The sequence below is a fragment of the Cohnella sp. WQ 127256 genome, assembly GCF_024519285.1.
GTDB lineage: Bacteria > Bacillota > Bacilli > Paenibacillales > Paenibacillaceae > Cohnella.
The window spans coordinates 646,720-669,418 of record NZ_JAMZCY010000001.1; the positions used below are offsets into that span (position 1 = coordinate 646,720).

The window sequence follows — 22,699 nt, forward strand, 5'->3', positions numbered from 1 at the left end:
TAGCATTGACAGTTTTGTATTCATTAAGAAGGAGGTCTTACATTGATGGTTAATAATGTCGAAAGTGTATTGAAAGTGAGCTCCGAGACTGAAGTAGACAAACAATATTGGCAAAATCAATTGCAAGGGGTAATGGAGCCTTCAACCTTTCCCGTCGATAATGCTTTATCCGATCGGAGCAAAAGGAGTATGGTGAACAAAAGCTTCCCGTTACCGGGCGAATTAGCTGCAAAATTGTCCTCGATGACCAATAACTCGGATTATGGTCTGTATATGATTGTCCTATCTGGCGTCTTATTTCTTTTAAACAAGTACACCCAACAAACGGATCTCATCATAGGATCTCCTGTGTTCCGAAGCGATTCGCCTAAGATGAACCACATGCTCCCTCTAAGGGTTGAGGTAAACACCGAAGCTACGTTCAAGCAATGGATTCTGGAGATCAAACGCACTTTGAAGGACACTCATGAACATGACCGTTTCCCGCTGCAACAATGGATGTCGTCGCAACCAACTCATACAATGGAAGCCTTCTATTACCGTGTAATCGTTATGCTCGACAACATTCAAGAGCAGACATATGCCCAAAGTATGGATCACGACATGCTGTTCAACTTCGCCAGAGAAGAGAAATCTGTAAGCTTAATCCTTCATTACGACTCCGGATTGTTCAAGGAACAGACCGTGGACGCGATTGTGAGGCAATTACTGACGTACTATAAGTCCATCATGGTTTACCCAGAGTGCTTACTGTCAGAGATTGAGCTCCTTGAACCGGAAGAAAAGGAGCAATTGCTGGTTGGTTTCAACCGCACTTCGGCAACTTATCCGCAAGAGAAGACGATCCACAAGCTATTCGAGGAGCAAGCCGAGAAGACACCGGATGCAGTCGCGGTTAGCTATGAGGATAGTCGAATGACTTATGGAGAATTGAACGCAAGAGCCAATCAGCTCGCACGCACACTAATATTGCAAGGCGTTCAGGCTGACCAATTGGTCGGAATTATGGCTGAGCGCTCGATCGAGATGATTGTTGCTATCCTAGCCATCTTGAAGGCTGGCGGTGCGTACGTCCCGATTGATCCGGACTATCCACCTGAGCGAATCGCTTATATGCTGGAAGATTCCGGAGTGGAGCTGCTGCTGATGCAGAAGCATCTTCAGGAGCTTTCGTTCACGGGCAACGTGCTCTATGTTGACGAGGCTTCATCTTATGATGCGTATAGCTCGAATGTGGAGCCGGTATCGGGGCCTGAGCATCTTGCCTATGTCATCTATACATCGGGCTCAACGGGAAAACCAAAAGGGGCATTAATCGAGCATAAGAATGTGGTTCGATTGTTGTTCAACAGTGACAATCTGTTTGACTTTGGCACTGATGACACATGGACATTGTTTCATTCCTTTTGTTTTGATTTCTCGGTGTGGGAAATGTATGGGGCTCTATTAAACGGTGGGAAATTGGTCATCGTTCCAAGCTTGACCGCGAGAAGCCCAGAGCAATTCCTACAATTGCTCCAAGACGAGAAAGTGACAATTCTGAATCAGACTCCGACCTATTTTTATCAGGTGATTCAAGCAGATAAAGCGAATAATGCCCAATCCAGCCGCAACCTGATCTTAAGAAAAGTGATCTTCGGCGGTGAGGCGTTAAGTCCTTACGCATTGAAGGATTGGCATGCAAAATATCCGAGCACAAAGCTGATCAATATGTACGGCATTACCGAAACGACCGTCCATGTTACCTACAAGGAGATTACGACGGTCGAAATTGAGCAAGCGAAGAGCAACATCGGCAAAGCAATCCCGACCTTGCACGCGTATATTCTCGACGAGAATCGCCTGCTACTACCGATCGGGATGCAGGGTGAGTTATTTGTTGCCGGTGACGGATTGGCACGAGGCTATCTTAACCGGGCAGACCTAACATTGGAGAAGTTTGTGGATAATCCATTCCATCCCGGAACGAAGATGTATCGAACAGGGGATTTGGCGAGATGGCAGCCGGATGGGAACCTCGAATATTTGGGACGGATTGATCACCAAGTGAAAATCCGTGGATACCGTATCGAGCTTGGTGAGGTAGAGGCCCAACTACTGAAAGCGGCAGCAGTTCTTGAAGCGATAGTCATCGCGCGGGAGGACGACGAAGGCCAGAAGGAGCTATGCGCTTATTTCGTAGCGGATTGTCCAAGAACGGCTAGTGAGCTGAGAGAAACGCTAGCGCACGAGCTGCCGAGCTATATGATTCCTACTTACTTCGTGCAATTAGAACAGATGCCGCTGACCTCGAATGGTAAAGTCGACCGCAAATCGCTACCTGCCCCGCAAGCCAGCGTACAGTCCGGAACAGCGTATCAAATGCCTCGCAACGCGATAGAAAGACAGTTCGTGGAAGTTTGGCAGGAAGTGCTTGGATTGATGCAAGTCGGTATTCATGATCCGTTCTTTGCGATCGGCGGAGACTCGATCAAGGTGATCCGAATTATTAGCAAGATCAACGAGCAGCTTCGTACCTCGATCTCGGTTGCGGATTTCTACTCGTACCCTACAATTGCCGAATTGGCGGTGTTGGTTGATGATCGCCCAGCGGCCAGCGATGAGCGAGAGAATGGCTTACGAAGGGTAGCTGCAATCACGGAACAGATCGCCGCCGAAGCAGTGGAACATCCGTTACCGGAACATACAGAAGACTGTTATCCACTCAGTAATATTCAGATGAGTATGGTTTTCTATTCGAAGATGATGCCCCAGGAACCGATCTATCATGATCAGTTTTTCTTTGTATTGGAAATGCCCGGATTTGATTGGGTAATGTTTCAACGCACGATCACCATCTTAACGCAGCGCCATCCCATCCTGAGAACATCCATGGAGTTGGAGCGCTACAGCACTCCGCTCCAAATCGTTCACCGCCATCGCTTGCCGCTCGTGGAGCTAGTTGATTTGAACGGGAACCGGGAGGACGAACAGGAGCTGGCGATTCGTGCATACATGGCACAGGATTTGCAGGACAAATTCAAGTTCGACGGCGATTTGTTGTGGCGTTTGCGAGTATTTCAACTGAGCTGCAAAGAAGCGTGCGTCGTGCTGTCGTTCCATCATGCGATATTGGACGGCTGGAGCGTAGCGACCTTTAACAAAGAGTTGATCGAAACCTATAGCGCCCTTGTCGCTGGTAAGCCGCATTCGCTTCCGTCGCTAAAAGCAAATTACAAAGATTATGTGGCCATTCAAATGTCAAAACAAGCGTCGGATGAAACGCGGCGTTTCTGGAGGGGATATTTGGACGGCTACACACGTAGCAAGCTCCCCTTCAACCTGGCAGGTAAGCGAATCAGTGAGCAAGAAGGGCATGCTATTCATCGGCAACAGGTGGATTCACATATTTGGGAAACGGTTAACAAGTTCTCGCAGCAGCACCGGTACTCAATGAGGGAAATTTGCTTCTCCGCATATTTGTATGTCATGCACATTCTCACAACCGAGAATGACCTGGTTACTGGAATTGTTACCCACGACCGTCCACAGATTGAGGATGGGGACGCGATGCTGGGCTGCTTCTTGAACACGCTGCCGTTTCGAATTGAAGTTAATCGCGAGATGACGAGGCTGCAATTCCTCGAACAAGTGAAAATCCGAATGCACGACATGTTCGCACATGAGCTGTTCTTAGTGGATATCGCCCAAGAGGTTGGGGATACGAAAGGCGATTTGAGCAATCCGTTGTTCGACACCTTGTTCAATTTCACGGATTTCCATGTCATGGATGGGTTGGAGAACAATGCATTCATTCGCGGATCAAATCGCCAACTAGAGCTTACGTCCAGCGAGATGACCAACACGTTATTCGATCTGGAAGTGTCCAACACAATGAATCAGGTATACATTCAGATCAAATATGCGCAGACGCACTTTCATCAGACGGAGATCGAAACAGCTTTTGCGCTCTATGTTCGGATATTGCGTGAATTCGCCGAGCATCCGACTGGCACCCTGCAAGAGCTTCCGGTAATGCAGGATAGGGAACGCAAGCGGATACTTTACGACTTCAATGCGACGCAAGTAGTCTATGCCAAAGAGAAGACGCTGCATGCACTGCTAGAAGAACAAGCAGAAAAGACGCCGGAGCAAGTTGCTCTGAAGCTAGATCAAACGGTAATGACCTATAGGGAATTAAACGGCCTAGCGAATCAGGTAGCCCGCATGCTGCTGAGCAGCGGCGTAAAGATGGGGGATCACGTAGGTCTGTTAGCGGAACGCGGATTCGATATGATTGTTGGGATGTATGCGATATTGAAAGCTGGTGCGGCTTACGTTCCGATCGACCCCGAGTATCCGGATGACCGCAAAGCTTATATTTGCCAGAACGCGGAAATGACGGCACTGCTCACAGATCGCGATTATGGACTCGCGATTGAGAACACGGTATTGCTGGATGCCGGTGTGTATGGTCATTATGCAACTGACAATCTGGAGCTGTTCAAGGATTCGCGGGAGCTCGCGTATATCATCTACACATCAGGCTCAACGGGTACGCCCAAAGGTGTCATGATCGAGCATCATTCGGCCGTGAATCTGGTTCAATGGGTGAATAAGCGATTTGAGGTGGGCGAGCAGGATACGCTGCTGTTCGTGACTTCAATGTGCTTCGATCTATCGGTCTATGATGTATTTGGGACATTGGCATGCGGTGGCAAGGTCGTTATTGCACGCAAAGAGCAGGTGCAGAACCATGTCGAGCTCATTCGCTTGATGAATGAGGAGAAGATCACCTTCTGGGATTCCGTGCCTTCCACGATGAACCATCTGGTTAACATGATCGGGCAGGAAGAGCCTGATTTCTCGCAGATGAACTTAAGGCTCGTTTTCCTAAGCGGTGACTGGATTCCCGTTCCGCTTCCAGATACGATCCGTTCCTTCTTCCCGAATGCGGAAGTGATCGCACTCGGAGGGGCGACGGAAGCGACGGTCTGGTCGAACTATTATCCGATCCAAGGAGTAGAGAGGACGCAAACGAGCATCCCGTATGGCAATCCGATGGACAACAATACGTTTTACATTTTGGATAATCAATTAAGCCCCGTTCCGTACGGGGTAGCCGGAGAGCTTTATATCGGCGGCGTGGGAGTGGCACGGGGTTATATGAACGATAGCGAGAAGACGGCGAATGCCTTCGTGCTGAATCCGTTCTTACCGGGACCGGGAGAAAGAATGTACAAAACCGGGGATCTTGGGCGGATGCTCCCAAACGGGGCAATGGAATTTCTGGGGAGGAAGGACCACCAGGTCAAAATCCGAGGATTCCGTGTAGAGCTTGGCGAAATCGAGAGCCATCTGTTCAAGCATGAGCAGATTAGGGAAGCGGTCGTTCTAAGCAAACAGGATACGGACGGCGTTGCTTATTTGTGTGCATATGTCGTTTGCCATGAACCTATGACCTCGCAGCAATTAAGAGAGTACTTGTCTGGTAAGCTACCGGGTTATATGGTGCCTTCTGCATTCGTACCGTTGGAGCGATTACCGTTAACCTCGAACGGTAAGATCGACCGGAAAGCATTGCCTGAGCCTGAGCGACAGGTGAGAAGTGAATCTGCGGATGTGGGGCCAAGAACGGCGCTGGAGTCGCAGCTCACACAAATATGGAAAGACGTGCTTGGCCTCAACGAGATCAACAAGGACGACAACTTCTTCGAAATCGGAGGGCATTCTTTACGGGCAACAAGCTTGGTAACAAAGCTTCACAAAGAGATGAACATTTCCTTTCCGTTGCGAAATGTGTTCGAATTTCCAACGCTTGAGCAGATGGCGCAAGCGATTGAAGGTATGCAACAAAGCGCGTATTTAACGATACCTGTCGTAGAAGTAAGGGGCACGTATCCCGTTTCTTCGGCGCAGAAACGGTTATTCATATTGAGTCAGATGGAGGAGGGAGAAACCAGCTATAATGTTCCCGCTGTAATGACTGTTGAAGGAGCGATAGACCGAAAGCGATTGGAGGCAAATATCCAGCGTCTAATTGATCGACACGAGACACTGCGAACGAGCTTCGAGTTGGTCAACGGGGAACCGATGCAGCGAGTTCATGAAACAGTGGATTTCGTCGCGTCGTACAGTCGGCTTGGAGATGAAGAGTTGGAGACGAGAGTCCGCGGATTTGTTCGCGCGTTCGATCTGGGGCAGGCACCGCTCTTCCGAATCGAGCTGATTGAGCTCGAAGTCGAGCGCCACGTGTTATTGTTCGATATGCATCATATCATCACGGATGGAACATCGATGGGCATCCTGGTGCAGGAATTTTCCAGTTTATATACAGGAGAAGAGTTGATGCCCTTACGGATCCAATACAAGGATTATTCGTATTGGCAAAGGCAGCAAATGCACAGCGAGCGTTATCGACAGCAAGAGAAATACTGGCTTGAAGCCTTTGCAGGAGACATACCCGTATTGGATCTATTCACTGATTTCCCAAGACCTTCTGTGCGTAGCTTCGTTGGGGCGCAGATCGAGTTTATTGTACCGACTGAGCTAACGGAACAGTTGCGACAGTTGGCGATGAATAGTGGAAGCACATTGTATATGGTTCTAATGGCAACATATACAACGTTGCTACATCAATACTCGGGACAAGAGGATATTATCGTGGGAACTCCGATCGCGGGGAGGTTATCCGCAGACTTGGAGCCACTGATCGGTATGTTTATTAACACACTTGCGATGCGGAACTATCCGGTGAAAGATAAGGCGTTCCTTGCTTATCTAGCGGATGTGAAGGAAAGCGCCTTGCGCGCTTATGAGAATCAAGACTATCCCTTCGAGGAATTGGTCTCGAATGTGAATGTGGCGCGGGATCTCAGCCGGAATCCTCTGTTCGACGCGATGTTCGTGCTACAGAATACCGAGAACGGGAAGCTCGAAGTCGAATCGCTAAGCTTTTTACCTTACGTTCAGGATCAGTTGATCACAAAATTCGATCTTACGCTTACAGTCATAGAGCAAGACGACGAATTGATCTGTAGCTTGGAATACAGCAGCTCTCTATTCAGCGAAGCTACGATCCGTCGAATGGCCGGCCACTTCGTCCAACTTGCTCACTCCATCGTGGAACAACCTGAGAGAACGATTGGATCGCTTACAATGATGACACAACCGGAAATGGAGCAAATCCTGCTATCGTTCAACGAAACAATAATGGACTATCCGCACGAGAAGACGATCCATACGATGTTTGAGGATCAGGCAGCTAAGACGCCTAACGATGTGGCAGTCGTGTTCGCAGATCAGCAGCTTACCTATCGAGAGCTGAATGAACGAGCAAATCAATTGGCTCGAACATTGCACGAGCAAGGCGTACAGCATGAGAGCGTCGTTGGTATTATGGTCGAACGTTCACTAGAGATGATGATTGGCTTATTAGGTATTCTGAAGGCTGGCGGCGCTTATTTGCCGATCGATCCCGACTACCCGCAAGAACGGATTCAATACATGCTGGAGGACAGTCAAGCCAAGCACCTACTCACTCAGAAGTCGATTGCCGTACCTACATTCGAGGGAATCCGGTTAGACATGGCTGATTCTCTCTATGAATTTCAAGACAGTTCGAATTTGGAGTTGACGCAGCCTTCGAATCAGCTCGCTTATGTCATTTACACGTCGGGATCCACCGGGCAACCGAAGGGAGTCATGCTCGAGCATCGAAGTGTGATCAACTTCATCCAAGGGATGGCGGATCGGATCGATTTCTCCGTGGAGAAGACGATTTTGTCGCTGACGACGATCTCGTTCGATATTTTCGTGCTGGAAACGTTCGTGCCCCTGACGCATGGAGGCAAAGTCATTATCGGAAGCGCTGAAGATCAGCAAGATCCGCAACTCATCAGTGACCTGGTCATAAGTCACGGAGTGAACATTGTGCAGATGACGCCTTCGAGGATGCGACTATGGATGAGCGATGCTGCGTATTCCACTGGCGTTCGTCAACTGACTGAGATTCTACTCGGAGGAGAAGCGTTCCCGGCAAAGCTGAAGGATGATCTACTCCAAGCTACCTCGGCCAGGATCTATAACATGTATGGACCGACAGAGACGACGGTATGGTCAACTATGGCTGAAATTGTCGCCAATGATGAGATCACGATCGGCTCGCCAATTGCTAACACTCAAATCTATATCGTGAATGACGGAGATCGTTTGCAACCGATCGGGGCAGTCGGAGAACTGTGCATTGCTGGTGATGGGCTAGCTAGAGGCTATTGGAATAGAGTGGACTTGACGGTGGAGAAGTTCGTGGATAATCCATTCCATCCGGGAACAAAAATGTATCGCACAGGCGACTTGGCGCGATGGCTGCCGAGTGGAAACCTGGAATACGTAGGTCGGAACGATCATCAGGTCAAAATTCGCGGTTACCGCATCGAGCTTGGTGAAGTGGAGGATCAATTGCGACAACTCGCGTCTGTTCAAGACGTAGTCGTTGTTGCAAGAGTTGACGATAACGGGCACAAAAATCTGTGCGCCTATTACGTGGCGGATATCGAACTGAGCATCGGCGAGCTTAGAGGCTCGCTCTCCGCTAAGCTGCCAGGGTATATGATTCCGTCCTATTTTGTACGTTTGGAGCAATTGCCGCTCACGCCAAACGGGAAAATTGACCGTAAACAGCTGCCTGCCCCAGAGCATGACAGGACCTTAATCTCTGAATATGAAGGTCCTGCCAATGCTATCGAAGAGCTGTTAGTCAAGATTTGGCAGGAAGTGCTTCGCATTCCCATCGTCGGCGTACATGACAACTTCTTTGAAGTGGGTGGAAATTCCTTGAATTCGATCCAAGTCATCGCTAGAACGAATACGCTCCAGTTGAACCTTTCCGTTAAGGACATCTGGGATTATCAGACGATTCGAAGGATTACGGAAAACAAGAAGTTGATTCATTCCGTAACCGCGGCAGTTCATGAAGATAGACGGTTTAATCGATCTTTCGAGGTCACTTATGATTACCCCTACTATTATCCGTGCCTCATTGCGGTCATGTTTGAGAAGATCAAACATCAATTTGGTTTTTCACTGGCAAGGGGCTTCCTGCCTGTGTCCGATGGTTTGGCTTTGACTACTTTAGAATACGGGAGATCGGAACAGGGTGTGGACGGTAAGGAATATCGTAAACTCCCATTTGTTCCGACAATGGGGCTTGCCAGAATAATAGAAAAATCGGGCATATCCTTTCAATTTACGGCTTATCCTTCGTTGGAAGAAGGTATGGCTGCGGTTGAGCTTAGCTTAAGTAATAACGAAATCGTGGCGATAGGCGGGATTACTTATTTCTTGAATTACACGCCCGATTACATGCTGCCTGAGGCGGAATGTCGAGAAAGGTTACAAAAACCTGCTTCAAATGTTCCATTCGATCATTCCTTATTAGTCATTGACCGAACGGAGTCGGGTTTTCTCGTGTATGACACGAGCTACAACTTTTTTGGTGAAGTTTCTTATGATGATTTGCTGCAATCGTTTTCCGGTTATCGCAATGTTCAATTCAAGGATGAAGTCCCGCAATACAACGACTACTCCTATCGGGTATTTCATACAAGCAAGCAGGAGGTAATAGTTCGCAAGGATCAGCAATTGGGCCTATCTATTTTTATCGAGTTGATTAATGACTTCTTAAGCTTGCAAGAAAGAGAAATTGAAGCAGAGGGGATTGTCTATTCTAGAGCTGTAGGACTAGGAGCCATTAACGAAATGATGAACATGGTTAGCGCTGAGCAGTTTTTGACGGATGAACAGTTGAATACGGCGTTCCTATCCACGATACTAATCGATTGGAAATACAACTTTATTTTTCTAAGAGATGTACTGGATGATTTGTCTATGCAATTCGACGAGTTTAAGGGATCGTCTACACCAATTGAAATGCTTATTTCGTCTATTGGGGATGCTCACAACGCAATTTTAAACCTGACTTCAGATCAGCGAAGAGATTTGACGAATGTTCTCACTCAAACGATGAACAAGATTTATACCGAACTCTATACTCATTTACCCCAATGGAGAGACTGGGCTCACTTGCGTGAAGAGGAATGTAGAGGTGATGGAGTCTGACGACAATTAAATTGTTTTGTTTCGCTCATGCCGGAGGCTCTGCTGTTGGATTCAACAAATGGAAAAAGCGACTTGATCCCAGAATCGAGCTTTGTCCAATCGAACTGAGAGGGCGGGGAACGAAGGGAGGTCTCCCATTCTACGAAAGCATTACGGAAGCTGTACAGGATTTGTACCCCCTGCTTGTGAAGGAAGCGGGGGGTCGTCCTTACGCGCTACTAGGTCACAGCATGGGGACGTTGCTCATCTATGAAATGTGCCACCATATCAGGAAAATGGGCTTCAGAGACCCTAACACCGTATTGTTCTCTGGTCGGATTGCTCCACACCTCAAAGAAGACGAAAAGGTATTACATCTACTACCAGATGATGAATTTACAGCGGAAATCAAAAAGCTGGGATTAACGCCCGCCGAGCTATTTGAACATAAGGAGCTATTGAATTTATTCATGCCGATCTTGAAGGCGGATTATCGGATGATCGAAACGTACGAATGCGCTGAACGCCCCCAACCGATTAACTCCGAATTTGTCATCTTGACGGGGAGAGAGGATGAGTGGACACAAAATCGAATCAAAGAGTGGATCCCGCTGACAGCTAGGGGATGCCAGTTTCACGAATTTGAGGGAGGGCACTTCTTTCTCTACGAGCAAATGACGGAGGTCATCCCAGTACTGGATCGTTGTTTATTAGCCGCGTTAAGTTCGGTTCATGTATAGAATCAAAGTCCCAATGTGGATAGAGGAGGGGTGTGTGTGAAGAGTGTTTACGAAATTGAGAATTTACGGAAGGTTTATAAGAAAGGGAGAAAGCTTGCGAACGACGATATTTCATTCGACGTAAAGGAAGGGGAGATATTATCGGTGCTTGGTCCGAACGGCGCCGGCAAGTCGACCCTTGTTAAACAAATGGTGGCGCATTCCAGACCGACATCTGGTTCCATATTTCTGTTCCAGCGAGATGTTATTCAACATTCACGGGACGTTAGTCGACTTGTTGGTTATTATGCACAGGAATCTTGGGCTCTTGCGAACTTAACGGTACGAGAGGCGATCTTCTTCACAGCACGGTTAAGAGGAATCGGGAAGTCTGATGCCGAGCGTCTTACAGGATGGTGGCTCGAGAAGCTCAGCTTGAACGGTATTTCCGACAATATGATGAAACGGATATCCGGTGGGCAAAGACGACTTGCTGGGCTAGCAGCCATAATGATCGGAGATCCGCCTGTGCTTATCCTAGATGAACCGACCAACGAGCTAGATCCTGTTAAACGGAAGATTGTGTGGGAGTTGGTGCGCGAGAAAAACCGTGACAACGGAACGACCGTTCTTCTCGTGACGCACAATGTGCTTGAAGCGGAGCAGGTTGTAGATCGTGTAGCCATTATCAATCATGGAAAACTGCAAGTGATTGATACCATCACGAATTTGAAAACAAGGGTGGACCCACGTCTAAAGGTGGAAATCATTGTGCAAAGCGGCAAGCGAGCGGAAGCTGAAGCGATCTTAAAGCAATGGGGAACAGTTGATATCATCAGTGAAAATCGTGTGCAGATGCTCGTTGGACGAGATGAAGTTAACAATCTTGTGTCTCGCATTATAAAAAATTTAGATGAACTTTCATGTATGGAGTACAAGATCGTTCCGCCTAGTCTAGAGGATGTTTATATGAAGCTTGGGGGGCATGATCACGATGAACTCTGTTGATGAAGGGTTAGCGCAGACAAATGCTACTCCTATAGCAACAGCTACTTTGACAAAGGCTGCGCCGGTACCTTTGCTGAGTAGCATCGCGGCATCGATGACGGAACTGATGTACCTGCTAAGAATCCAATATGCAGAAGTCCGTGAAACCTGGATGTGGGTTATTGGATTGGCCTCGATTTTTCCATTCACAACTTTGCTATTCATGAAGTTCTTTCTGGAAAATCCAAGCCCTGAGGTAGTGATGAGGATTGTGAGTGGGAATATTATATTTCCAATCATTATTATGGGAATCAACGGTCTCGGTAATCATATTGCTTGGAGTAAGCAGCAAGGGCAATTTACCTTTTACGCCTCCTTACCCATATCCAAAATCAACTTTTTGCTGGCGTTCATGATCCGTGGCTTCTTGATGTCACTGCCTTCCGTTATTATTATGTCTATCGTCGGACAGGTCGTATTTCACATTCAGATTCATCTGACATTTGGTCTTCTTCCGATGGTGCTCTTATCCGTAGCGGCACCAGCTGGATTCGGAATACTCATCGGATTCCTTTCGAAAAATCCGGATTTGACGAGCATGATCACGAATCTGCTGATGGTATTTTTAAACTTTCTTACTCCTGTGATGATCGATATTAACCAACTGCCTAAGGCGCTGCAGATCATCTCTTATTTGTTCCCGACCACATATGCAGCTGACGGCCTGAGGCAGATGCTCCAAGGGACGTGGACAACTTCGGTTACGCTCGATATGATTGTCCTTATGTTATTCACGCTCTTATCCTTCTGGATCGTTGTTAAGAAGATGGATTGGCGACTTGAGAAGTGAAGTGAGCAGTGCTTTGACCAGTAGTTAAGGATTACAGTTGAGGATTTCGAACAAATGAAGCTTAAATAGACAAACAAGTGGCTGTCTCAACATGCGAGACAGCCACTTTGTTATCATTATAAATTTTCCGTCGCTGCGTTCATGGCACCAGCCATGCCTGCAACCTTGTCGGTAGCGGATCCAACCTCTTCAATTACGCGAACTAGCGAAGCAATTTCTACTTCAACATGGGCAATCTCTGATAAGCTAGCTCCCAGATTCGTGCGGATGTTATCAAACACTGCTTTCGTGCTGATCACTTCCTCCTGACCTATTGCCACTCTTTGCTGGACATCTCCGATTGATTGTACAACCTGTTGAGTAAAGTTATTCGACTGATCGATCAGCTCACGGATTCTCAGAAGGGCTTGATTCGTACCTTCTGCAAGCTTTTTGACCTCTAAGGCAACGACGGAAAATCCCGCACCGTGCACACCCGCTCGAGCCGCTTCGATTGAGGCATTAAGTGAAAGCATCTTGGTTTGTCTGGAAATCCCCTCGACGATGTTCACGATGTTGCGAATTTGAACGGCTGAATCCGTCAATTGTGAGACCGACTGCTGCATATTCACAGAGCTGTCATAGATCGCCTTAATCCCATTATCAAGCTCGTTAACTTTGTCTTCTCCAGAGAGCACGAGGTTTTGTGTTTGCTTAGCTTTATTTGCACTTAATAGAAACGCGCTATTGACTTCATTGCTCGACTCTATGAGTAGCTCCGCTGAGGCGCTAGTTTGTTCTGTTAGTGCGGCAAGCTCCTGGCTGATTGCACCGATTCGACGCTTTAAGTCGTCCTTAACTACCTCGTACTGGCGTTCCTGTACTTCGAGATTTTTCCGTTCATACGCTTCAAGTACGAGCTGCTGCTCGTAATTGAGAATCTTTGTAACAGCATTAGTCAATGCGGTAGTAATCGAAACTTGAATCTGTTCGGTTTGAATCATGGCAAGTAATTCATGCTGCAAATTTTGAAATGCTCCCATATACCATTGGGGCTGAAGTCCGATACGGGAGTGAACGTTCGCAATGAGCATCCGTTTCTCGATGAAGGCTCGATCGATGCATCCATCGAACATCTCGATCATGTGCTGTCGGAGGGTGGAGCGCAACCGCTCTACCGAACTGTTGTGCATGATCAGACTCTGGAGGTGGGGAAGCTCGACTACTTTCGAATAAAAAGCATCCACGATGTGGTCGATATTCTCGATAACCCGGGGTTGATATGCCTTTATGAGCTTCAGGTCAGCCTCAGTCAGGTTAATCATCGCTAGTTGACTGAGTAATTGTGTCTCGTCACGCAGCTCGATTTTTCCGATTGCATGTTCGATGCCTTGCACCCAAGTGGGTACTTGTACCTGTTTGTTGCTTGAACCAGACCCAATAGCCCATCTGAAATCCGACAATATCATCACCCTTAAGAACTGATTTTTCTCATCATAATATATGAGATTTATAGTTGAAGTAAAGGTATATAATGTAATAAATATAATATTTATATTAATCACAATAGAATATTGTTAGATTTCCTACCATGAGTGATTAAATTACAAAAAGTCCCAGTTTTTATTTTATTGGATAACACCAAAAGAAATTCGACTAATAAAGTAGATATTCACATTTTAATGTTTCATTTTGTTCGATAAAATAGAAATATTTCGATTTGTGGAGTTTGCATAATGTTATAGAAAATATGTTAGACTCAGGGAAAACAAACAAATTCATAGCAATAGATATTTTTTGCATTCGTTGCCATTAGAACAACAAGAGGCGGGGATTCCGTGTACAAGCTGCTAATCGTAGATGACGAAGCATTGGTACGGGAAGCAATTAAAGAGCAGATGAACTGGGAACAGCTCGGCTTTGAATGCATTGGCGATTGCGAGGATGGACAAGAAGCGCTTGAATATATTAAGCGTGAAACGCCCGACGTCGTGCTGACCGACATTGGTATGCCGTTCATGAACGGACTGGAGCTGACAAGAGAGCTGTCAATCAGTTATCCAAGCGTGAAGGTCATTATCCTAACGGGGTACGATGATTTCGATTATGCGCAGCAAGCTTTGAAGCTACAAGCCGTGGACTATATTTTGAAACCGATTACAGCAGCGGAGCTTGAAACGATTGTTCGGAAAATGGCTCAGGAATTGGATCATGAGCGAAGTCAAATCCAAGATTACGAGCAGCTGAAGCGCCAGCTCGCAGAGAGTCTGCCACAATTGAAGGAACGGTTTCTGGAGCGTCTTGTCTCCTCTCCAATGACAGTAAAGCAAATTAAGGAAAGCTGTAGTTACTTTCAGATCGAATGGAACGGGCCTTATTTAATGGAGCTTGCTATAGATGTAGACGAGTTTGAATGGCATCTGCCCTCAACGTTATTCGATCAGGAGCTTATTCAATTTGCTGTGTATAATATCGCTCAAGAAATTACGGCTAGGTATACGGGAGCGGCTATCTTCCGGGATCGGGAAAATCGCGTGCTTGTATTAATTTCCGGTGAAGTCACAGAGGAATTGTACGAGCTGAGCGTGATACTTGCGGAAGAAATCCATAGTGCAGCAGCTTCATATTTGCCGATCAAGCTATCGATAGGTATTGGACACGCTTGCTTATTGACGGAGAATGTTTCCATTGTTCACCAATCTGCATTATCAGCTCTTGACTATCGATATGTGATCGGAATGAATGAGATTATCCACATCGCCGATATGGAACAGCGTGAACGTCCAGAGCTGCTATCGGTTGTGACCTGGGAGAGCGAGTTAATTACGAAGCTTAAAACCGGTACACCGCAAGAGATGGACGAGTGGTTAAAGAAGCTGTTTGCGACCTTCCGTGAGCAGGTGTTTCCAATTGATATCTGTTACATCTACCTTCAACGCATCCTATTGACGATGATGCACACTTTATATGAAATGAATAGCAAGCTCTCACAGGCGTCCGGCGAGGAACTCAATCCCATATCCGAAATCAATAGATTTACTACATTGGATGAAATTGAAGCTTGGATGAAGGAATTGTGTGGCAATGCGGTATCTATTATCAGAAGTAAACGAGAGGATCAAACAGCGCTTCAAATCGCGAAGGCAGTCGAATTTGTCAAACAGAATTATATGGATCCAGAGCTTTCACTTAAGACGGTTTGTCATCATGTGTCGCTTAGTAGTAGCTATTTCAGCACAATTTTTAAGGTGAACAATGGCAAAACATTCGTAGAGTTCGTAACCCATGAGCGAATGGAAAAAGCAAAAGAGCTGCTTATTCTTACTGCAATGAAGAGCTACGAAATTGCCTATGCGGTTGGTTATAGCGACCCTCATTATTTCAGCGGGGCTTTCAAGAAGCATACAGGAGATACGCCAACGGACTATCGTAATAATATAACGACAGGGAAAGTGTGAGATCAGGTGAGTATCTTTTCGCGGTTACGCAGCATCCAGACGAATATGGTTCTTGCCTTTGTTATTCTGATTTTGATGACCATATTAATTATGAGCATCACCTCTTACTACTTGACTAAAGATGCAGTGACTTCTAAAGCGCAAGCTTATACGACAGAGCTTGTGAAGCAAGTGAATTACAACATCAAAGACTATGTGAATGGCATGAAGACGATGTCGGATCTAGTGGCGGGTAACCATACTGTTCAGCAATATTTATCTCCAACTGGTTTTAATAGCTTGCAAGAAGAGCAACAGGCTAAGATCGCCGTATCCGATATGCTAGAGTCAATGCTTGTATCTCGCACGGATATTGCTTCAGTGAATGTATTTGGCTATGGAGGACAGTTTGTCTCTGGGCGCAAAAACTTGGAGCTCAATCCTTATGTAGATATAACAAGCATGAACTGGTATACCCTTGCGCAAGAGGCAGGGGGTAAAAGTGTTATTTCTCCCTCTCATGTTCAGCCGGTTTTCAAAGATCGTTATCCTTGGGTCGTGTCTCTAAGTAGAGAACTGATCAGTAGGGATGGCGAGTCGAAGCTTGGCGTGTTTTTGGTTGATTTGAATTTTAGTGTTATGAATGACATGGTTAAAGAGATTAGGCTCGGGCAGAGGGGTTATCTATTTATTGTTGATTCCAGTGGGAAAATTGTTTATCATCCCCAGCAGCAATTAATCTATAGCAACTTGAAATCTGAGATGATTGATAAAGTGCTGGAAATTAAAAATGGTACCTTTACAAGCGATGAAGGCAACGACAGCCGAATGTATACCGTTCAGGAGTCGGATTTCGGGTGGAAGATCGTGGGTGTCTCTTATGTCAACGAGCTTGTAGATAATCAGAATGAGGTCCGGCTGTCCTTTTTTATTTTAGGATTCATATGTATTGTCATCGCGATTATTATTTCCTTCTTCTTGTCTCAGCGGGTGAGTCAGCCGATCAAGCAGCTTCAGGATTATATGAAGGAAGTGGAGAAGGGCAACTTTGATATCCATGTTCCGGTATCTAAGACAGTTGAAATCGGTAGGCTAGCACGTGCGTTCAATATTATGGTAGGGAAAATCAAGGAGCTTATGTCACAGGTTGTATTGGACCAGGAACAGAAGCGCAAGAGCGAGATTAACGCGTTACAGGCTCAGATAAATCCACATTTTCTATACAATACGCTAGATTCTATCGTGTGGATGGCCGAGAGCAATAAGTCCAAAGAGGTCGTATTGATGACCTCCGCGCTCGCCAAGTTATTTCGGGCTTCAATTGGAAAAGGGGAAGAGCTTGTCGCCATTCGTACGGAAATTGAGCACATTACCAACTATTTGATGATTCAGAAGATGCGCTATAAGAACAAATTAGACTATGAGATTGAGATTAGCGATACGGTGCTAGATTACAAGACGATTAAGATCATTCTTCAACCGATTGTTGAGAATGCAATCTATCATGGCATTAAGATGAAGCATGGACCTGGCTTAATTCGGATTACAGCCGAAGAGACGGAATCGGACATTTACCTAATTGTTGAAGATAATGGGAACGGGATGGACGAGGAGAAACTAAGAACTCTGTTACTGTCTTCTCCCAAAACAGAAGAAGGAAGAGGTGTCGGTGTCCGCAACGTCCATGAGCGACTCAAGCTATATTTTGGCCCACAGTTTGGTTTAACTTATAAAAGTACGTTGGGCGTGGGAACAACCGTCTATATTCAATTCCCGAAATCCCTTCAATCATTGGAGGATAGCGAATGATGCCTTGGAAACATAAGTGGTTAGTTAGAGTGGTAGCCGTTCTTCTCATCGTTGTGGTCGGCTTAATCTATTGGTATGACGGTTTCGCCAAAAGAAAACCAATGGATGTCACAGTGATTATTAAATCAGCGGATGCATCCATTGAGTTTTGGCAGGTGTTGGTTGATGGCGTCAATGAGGCGGCAAAGGAATTCGACACACGAGTTCAGGTGTGGGGAGCAAGGGATGAAACGGACGTTGAGGGTCAGATCGCTCTTGTAGAGAAAGCGATAAAAGAGCGACCGGATGCGATTGTACTCGCTGCCACCGATTTCGACCGTTTAGTTCCTGTCGCGAATAATGTGGTGAGCAAAGGGATCAAGTTAATTATTGTGGATTCTGGGATTAATTCCAATGTGGCAAGAAGCATTGTCTCGACAGATAACTTCAACGCGGGTAAAGAGGCGGGGCGAGCGATGCTTGGAGAAATTAAAGGTCCTGCGAAAATAGGTATCATAAGCTACGTTAAAAATGCGGCGTCTCATATCGATAGAGAAAAAGGCGTACGCGAGGTATTAAGTAATCGTCCGGGTATTGAACTATTGGATACTTATTTTGTAGAGGGATCTGAGCAAAAGGCATACTTAAAGGCAAAGGAAATATTACAGGAGCATTCTGATGTGCTAGGAATCATCGGTCTGAACGAGCCGACCTCCGTCGGAGCAGGCCGGGCAATCCGAGAGCTGGGAATTGGAGAACGAGTCAAATTGATTGGCTTCGATAGCTCTGTGAATGAAATAAAATTGTTGGATGAAGGTGTTATGAAGGCGACTGTCATTCAGAGACCTTTCCAGATGGGATATTTAAGCATTAAGACAGCAGTTGAGGTGATTAAAGGCAAGAAGGTTCCCAAGCTGATCGATACGGGCTCCTTAATCATAACCAAACAAAATATGTACGAAGAAGAGAACCAGAAGCTATTGTTCCCATTCGTAGGAAGCTAAGGGAAGGTTTCAAAAAGTCGGCAGATGACTTTTTGAAACCTTTTTTTTTTTGGTTTAATTCCCAAAATTATTCGACTCATATAGAAAGAAATCACATGTAAGCGTTTCGATTCTGCGTGTAAAGTTAATAACAACGAGAAGCACAAAGACATTCGCAAGGGGCTGGGAGGGATAGAAGCATGAGTCAAACGGTTGTGAGGATGGAAGGAATTGAAAAGCACTTCGCCGGAGTACACGCATTAAAGCAATGCCAGTTCGATTTGCGAGCCGGTGAGGTGCATGCTCTAGTTGGTGAGAACGGAGCAGGCAAATCGACGATGATGAAAGTACTTACTGGCGTCTATCAGAAGGATGAGGGACGCATTATCTATCATGGGAATGAGGCACATATTCCAGATACACGCACAGCTCAGAAATTAGGGATCAGCATGATTCACCAAGAGCTGAATCTTGCCCTCGATCTGACTGTCGCCCAGAACATCTTTATCGGTAAGGAGCCTCGTAAAGCGATTCGATTGTTTCTTGATGATAAGGAAATGAATCGGCAGACAGCGATTCTATTAAAGCAAATGAATTTGGATATTGAGCCGACGGCTCTAGTATCGGAGCTGACAGTAGCTAAGCAGCAAATGGTTGAAATTATTAAAGCCATTTCCTACGATTCACAGGTCATGATCATGGATGAACCAACAGCGGCGCTTAGTGATACAGAGATCGATGAGCTATTCAAAATGATCGATCAGCTGCGTGCGAAGGGAGTTGGCATAGTCTATATTTCTCATCGCATGGCTGAATTAAAGCGGATTACCGACCGGATCACGGTTATGCGGGACGGCACTTATATCGATACCGTGAACACGGCTGAGGTCAGTATTGATCGTATCATAGCGATGATGGTAGGGAGAGAAATCTATCAGCCAGCCAAGCCAGACCGTCAGAAGAGCAATGACCAGGAGCATGTGTTTGAAGTACGCAATCTGAATCGCGGCAAAGGGGTCAAAAATGTTAGCTTCACGCTTGGTAAGGGAGAGATTCTTGGTGTAGCAGGACTCGTAGGAGCTGGAAGAACGGAAACGGCGCGGGCCATCTTCGGTGCTGACCCAATTGATTCAGGAGAGATTTTTGTCCATGGTCGCAAGGTGCAAATCAACGGACCGCATCAAGCTGTCATGCATGGCATCGGCTATCTGTCTGAGGATAGAAAGCACTATGGTTGCTTGCTAGAAATGGATGTTAAGACGAACGTCGCTCTAGCTTCGTTAGGCAAATTTACAAAGTTTTTCAGCTGGATGAATGACAAGCATATGGCGAGTGCATCGAAGAAGGTTGTCGAGGATTTAAAGGTCAAGACACCGGGCATCGGACAGATGCTGAAAAATTTGTCCGGAGGTAACCAACAAAAGGTGATCATCGGCAAATGGCTGACGCGGGACTGCGATATTCTAATATTCGATGAGCCTACTCGCGGAATCGATATTGGGGCTAAGAGTGAAATTTATAAGTTGCTTGAAAGCTTAGCAGCTGAAGGAAAGTCGATTATTATGATCAGCTCGGAGTTACCGGAAATTTTAAGACTTAGCCATCGGATTATCGTTATGTGTGAAGGTAGAATTACAGGCGAGCTTATTAATGATGATAGTGCGACCCAAGAACAGATTATGACCTACGCAACGGACCGGATCAGCTAGGACCCGGCAAAGAAAGAGAGGGAGTTCAATGAAGACAGCAACAACAGTAGGTATTCAGAAAAAGCAGTTTGCATTTCATGCAGGGCTGCAGCAGTTTTTGGCTTTCGGAAGCTTGATCTTACTCGTCATCTTTTTCTCGATAGCGTCAAGTAACTTTTTCCACTTTTCTAACATCGTCGGAATTTTGCTGTCCACAGCAGTAATTGGCGTACTCGCACTTGGTGCAACGTTCATTATCGTTACTGGCGGGATTGACTTATCGGTCGGTACGGTTATGACTCTAAGTGCAGTCATGACGGGCGTATTCATTACGATGTGGGGACTACCGGTGTGGGTTGGTGTTATCGGTGGCTTACTGACGGGCGCGCTATGCGGACTCATCTCCGGCTTTGTTATCGCACGACTGGGCATTCCCCCGTTTATTGCGACGCTGGCCATGATGATGATTGCCAAGGGGCTTGCACTGGTCATCTCAGGAACGAAGCCCATCTATTTCACGGATAACGAAGTATTTATGGAGATCGCTTTAGGATCAGTGCTCGGTGATCTGATCCCCGGCTTCGATATTCCGAATGCGGTGCTCATTTTCTTCCTTGCTGCGATCATCGGAAGTATAGTACTTGCTCGTACCATTATCGGACGTTATAACTTCGCGATTGGCAGTAATGAGGAAGCGACTCGCTTATCTGGTGTCGATGTGCGGAAATGGAAGATCATTATTTACATGATTGCGGGTTTATTTACCGGTCTTGCAGGTGTTCTGATGGCATCAAGACTTAACTCAGCTCAGCCGGCTCTTGGTATGGGTTATGAGCTGGAAGCAATTGCAGCTGTTGTCATTGGTGGTACCTCACTGAATGGTGGTAAAGGCTCGATTGTAGGTACAGTGATCGGTGCGTTAATTATGAGTGTTCTGACGAATGGACTACGTATTATGTCGGTACCTCAGGAATGGCAGACGGTCGTTGTCGGTTTAGTTATTTTACTAGCTGTGTATGCGGATATCTTACGACGTCGCAAAGCTTAACTTTGGTATCTTCTCCATTGGAGATTATATAAATCACGTACTCATCATTCATTCAAAAGGGGATAAGAACATGAAAAAGGCATGGTTATTGGCGGTATTGGCACTTGTATTGGTCATCAGCGCTTGCGGTTCCAAGGATAACAATAAGGGCAGCAACGCTTCGCCATCCGCAAAGGCTAGTTCAGAAGCGCCTGCGGCAGACGGACAAAAGATGTACATTCCGATCATCTCCAAGGGATTCCAGCATCAGTTCTGGCAAGCTGTTAAGATTGGTGCAGAGAAAGCGGCTGCTGAGTTAAATGTTGAGATTACGTTCGAAGGCCCTGAGACGGAATCACAGATCGACAAGCAGCTTGAAATGCTTCAGGTCGCATTAGACAAAAAGCCGAGCGCAATTGGATTCGCTGCTCTGGACAGCCAAGCTTCAATTCCATATTTGAAAAAAGCGCAAGATGCGGGCATCCCGATTATTGCATTTGACTCCGGTGTTGAAAGCAATATCCCGGTTGCCTCAGTAGCAACGAACAACGCTGTAGCTGCAGGTATCGCAGCTGATAAGATGGCTGAGTTGATCGGCAGTGAAGGCGAAGTTGCAGTTATCGCACATGACCAAACAAGCCGCACAGGTATTGATCGTCGCGATGGCTTCGTAAACCGTATGAAAGAAAAATATCCGAACATCAAGATTGTTGACATTCAATATGGCGGCGGAGATCACCTGAAATCAACTGACCTTGCTAAAGCGATCATGCAAGCTTACCCTAACCTTAAAGGCATCTTCGGTACGAACGAAGGCTCCGCGATCGGAGTAATCAATGCAGTAGCCGAAACGAAAAAAGAAGGCAAAATTATTGTTGTCGGTTTTGATTCCGGTAAAGCACAAATTGATGGGATCAAAAATGGTTTGATGGCGGGTGCAGTTTCCCAAAATCCAATAGGTATTGGCTATGAAACAGTAAAAGCGGCCGTTGCAGCTGCTAAAGGTGAGAAGGTTGATCCTGTAATCGATAGTGGCTTCGTATGGTACGACAAATCGAATATCGATTCGGAAGAAGTTAAAGCTGTAATTTATGAATAAGCTAAAAATAGCTATCGTATATTAAGTTTACAACCATGTTAAACATAGAAGCTGTCTCAGAGGGT

The 22,699-nt window shown here is 46.2% G+C and carries 11 protein-coding genes; 10 read left to right on the forward strand and 1 reads right to left on the reverse strand.

Going from position 1 to position 22,699, the window contains the following annotated elements; all coding sequences use genetic code 11:
- Positions 1-45: 45 nt before the first annotated feature.
- The 4 genes from M1K58_RS02570 to M1K58_RS02585 are packed head-to-tail and all read left to right on the forward strand — an operon-like array spanning position 46 to position 12,633.
- Complete coding sequence (locus M1K58_RS02570) at positions 46-10,098, forward strand: non-ribosomal peptide synthetase (protein ID WP_256758213.1); 10,053 nt, start codon at positions 46-48, stop codon at positions 10,096-10,098.
- A gap of 11 nt (positions 10,099-10,109) precedes the next feature.
- A complete protein-coding gene (locus M1K58_RS02575; protein WP_256757093.1) occupies positions 10,110-10,817 on the forward strand; it encodes a thioesterase II family protein in 708 nt (235 codons plus the stop codon).
- Between the two features lie 36 nt (positions 10,818-10,853).
- A complete protein-coding gene (locus M1K58_RS02580; protein ID WP_256757094.1) occupies positions 10,854-11,804 on the forward strand; it encodes an ABC transporter ATP-binding protein in 951 nt (316 codons plus the stop codon).
- Entirely contained in the window at positions 11,791-12,633 is an 843-nt protein-coding gene (locus tag M1K58_RS02585; protein ID WP_256757095.1) for an ABC transporter permease, read from the forward strand. Before M1K58_RS02580 ends, M1K58_RS02585 begins: the two co-directional genes overlap by 14 nt.
- A 116-nt stretch (positions 12,634-12,749) precedes the next feature.
- Here M1K58_RS02585 and M1K58_RS02590 read toward each other — a convergent pair whose 3' ends face one another.
- The gene (locus tag M1K58_RS02590) at positions 12,750-14,075 is read right to left on the reverse strand and encodes a globin-coupled sensor protein (RefSeq protein ID WP_256757096.1); all 1,326 of its coding nucleotides are present in this window, start codon (positions 14,073-14,075) and stop codon (positions 12,750-12,752) included.
- A 375-nt stretch (positions 14,076-14,450) separates the two neighbouring features.
- Between M1K58_RS02590 and M1K58_RS02595 the strand changes: the two genes are divergently transcribed.
- The 6 genes from M1K58_RS02595 (at position 14,451) to M1K58_RS02620 (ending at position 22,634) form a co-directional block, all read left to right on the forward strand.
- On the forward strand, positions 14,451-16,070 hold the full coding sequence (locus tag M1K58_RS02595; RefSeq protein ID WP_256757097.1) for a response regulator transcription factor: 1,620 nt from the start codon (positions 14,451-14,453) through the stop codon (positions 16,068-16,070).
- A 6-nt stretch (positions 16,071-16,076) separates the two neighbouring features.
- A complete protein-coding gene (locus M1K58_RS02600; RefSeq protein ID WP_256757098.1) occupies positions 16,077-17,858 on the forward strand; it encodes a cache domain-containing sensor histidine kinase in 1,782 nt (593 codons plus the stop codon).
- The gene (locus M1K58_RS02605) at positions 17,855-18,841 is read left to right on the forward strand and encodes a substrate-binding domain-containing protein (RefSeq protein ID WP_256757099.1); all 987 of its coding nucleotides are present in this window, start codon (positions 17,855-17,857) and stop codon (positions 18,839-18,841) included. Before M1K58_RS02600 ends, M1K58_RS02605 begins: the two co-directional genes overlap by 4 nt.
- Before the next feature lie 179 nt (positions 18,842-19,020).
- Entirely contained in the window at positions 19,021-20,529 is a 1,509-nt protein-coding gene (locus M1K58_RS02610) for a sugar ABC transporter ATP-binding protein (protein ID WP_256757100.1), read from the forward strand.
- A 28-nt stretch (positions 20,530-20,557) separates the two neighbouring features.
- The gene (locus M1K58_RS02615; RefSeq protein ID WP_256757101.1) at positions 20,558-21,556 is read left to right on the forward strand and encodes an ABC transporter permease; all 999 of its coding nucleotides are present in this window, start codon (positions 20,558-20,560) and stop codon (positions 21,554-21,556) included.
- Between the two features lie 70 nt (positions 21,557-21,626).
- A complete protein-coding gene (locus M1K58_RS02620) occupies positions 21,627-22,634 on the forward strand; it encodes an ABC transporter substrate-binding protein (RefSeq protein ID WP_256757102.1) in 1,008 nt (335 codons plus the stop codon).
- Positions 22,635-22,699 lie beyond the last annotated feature (65 nt).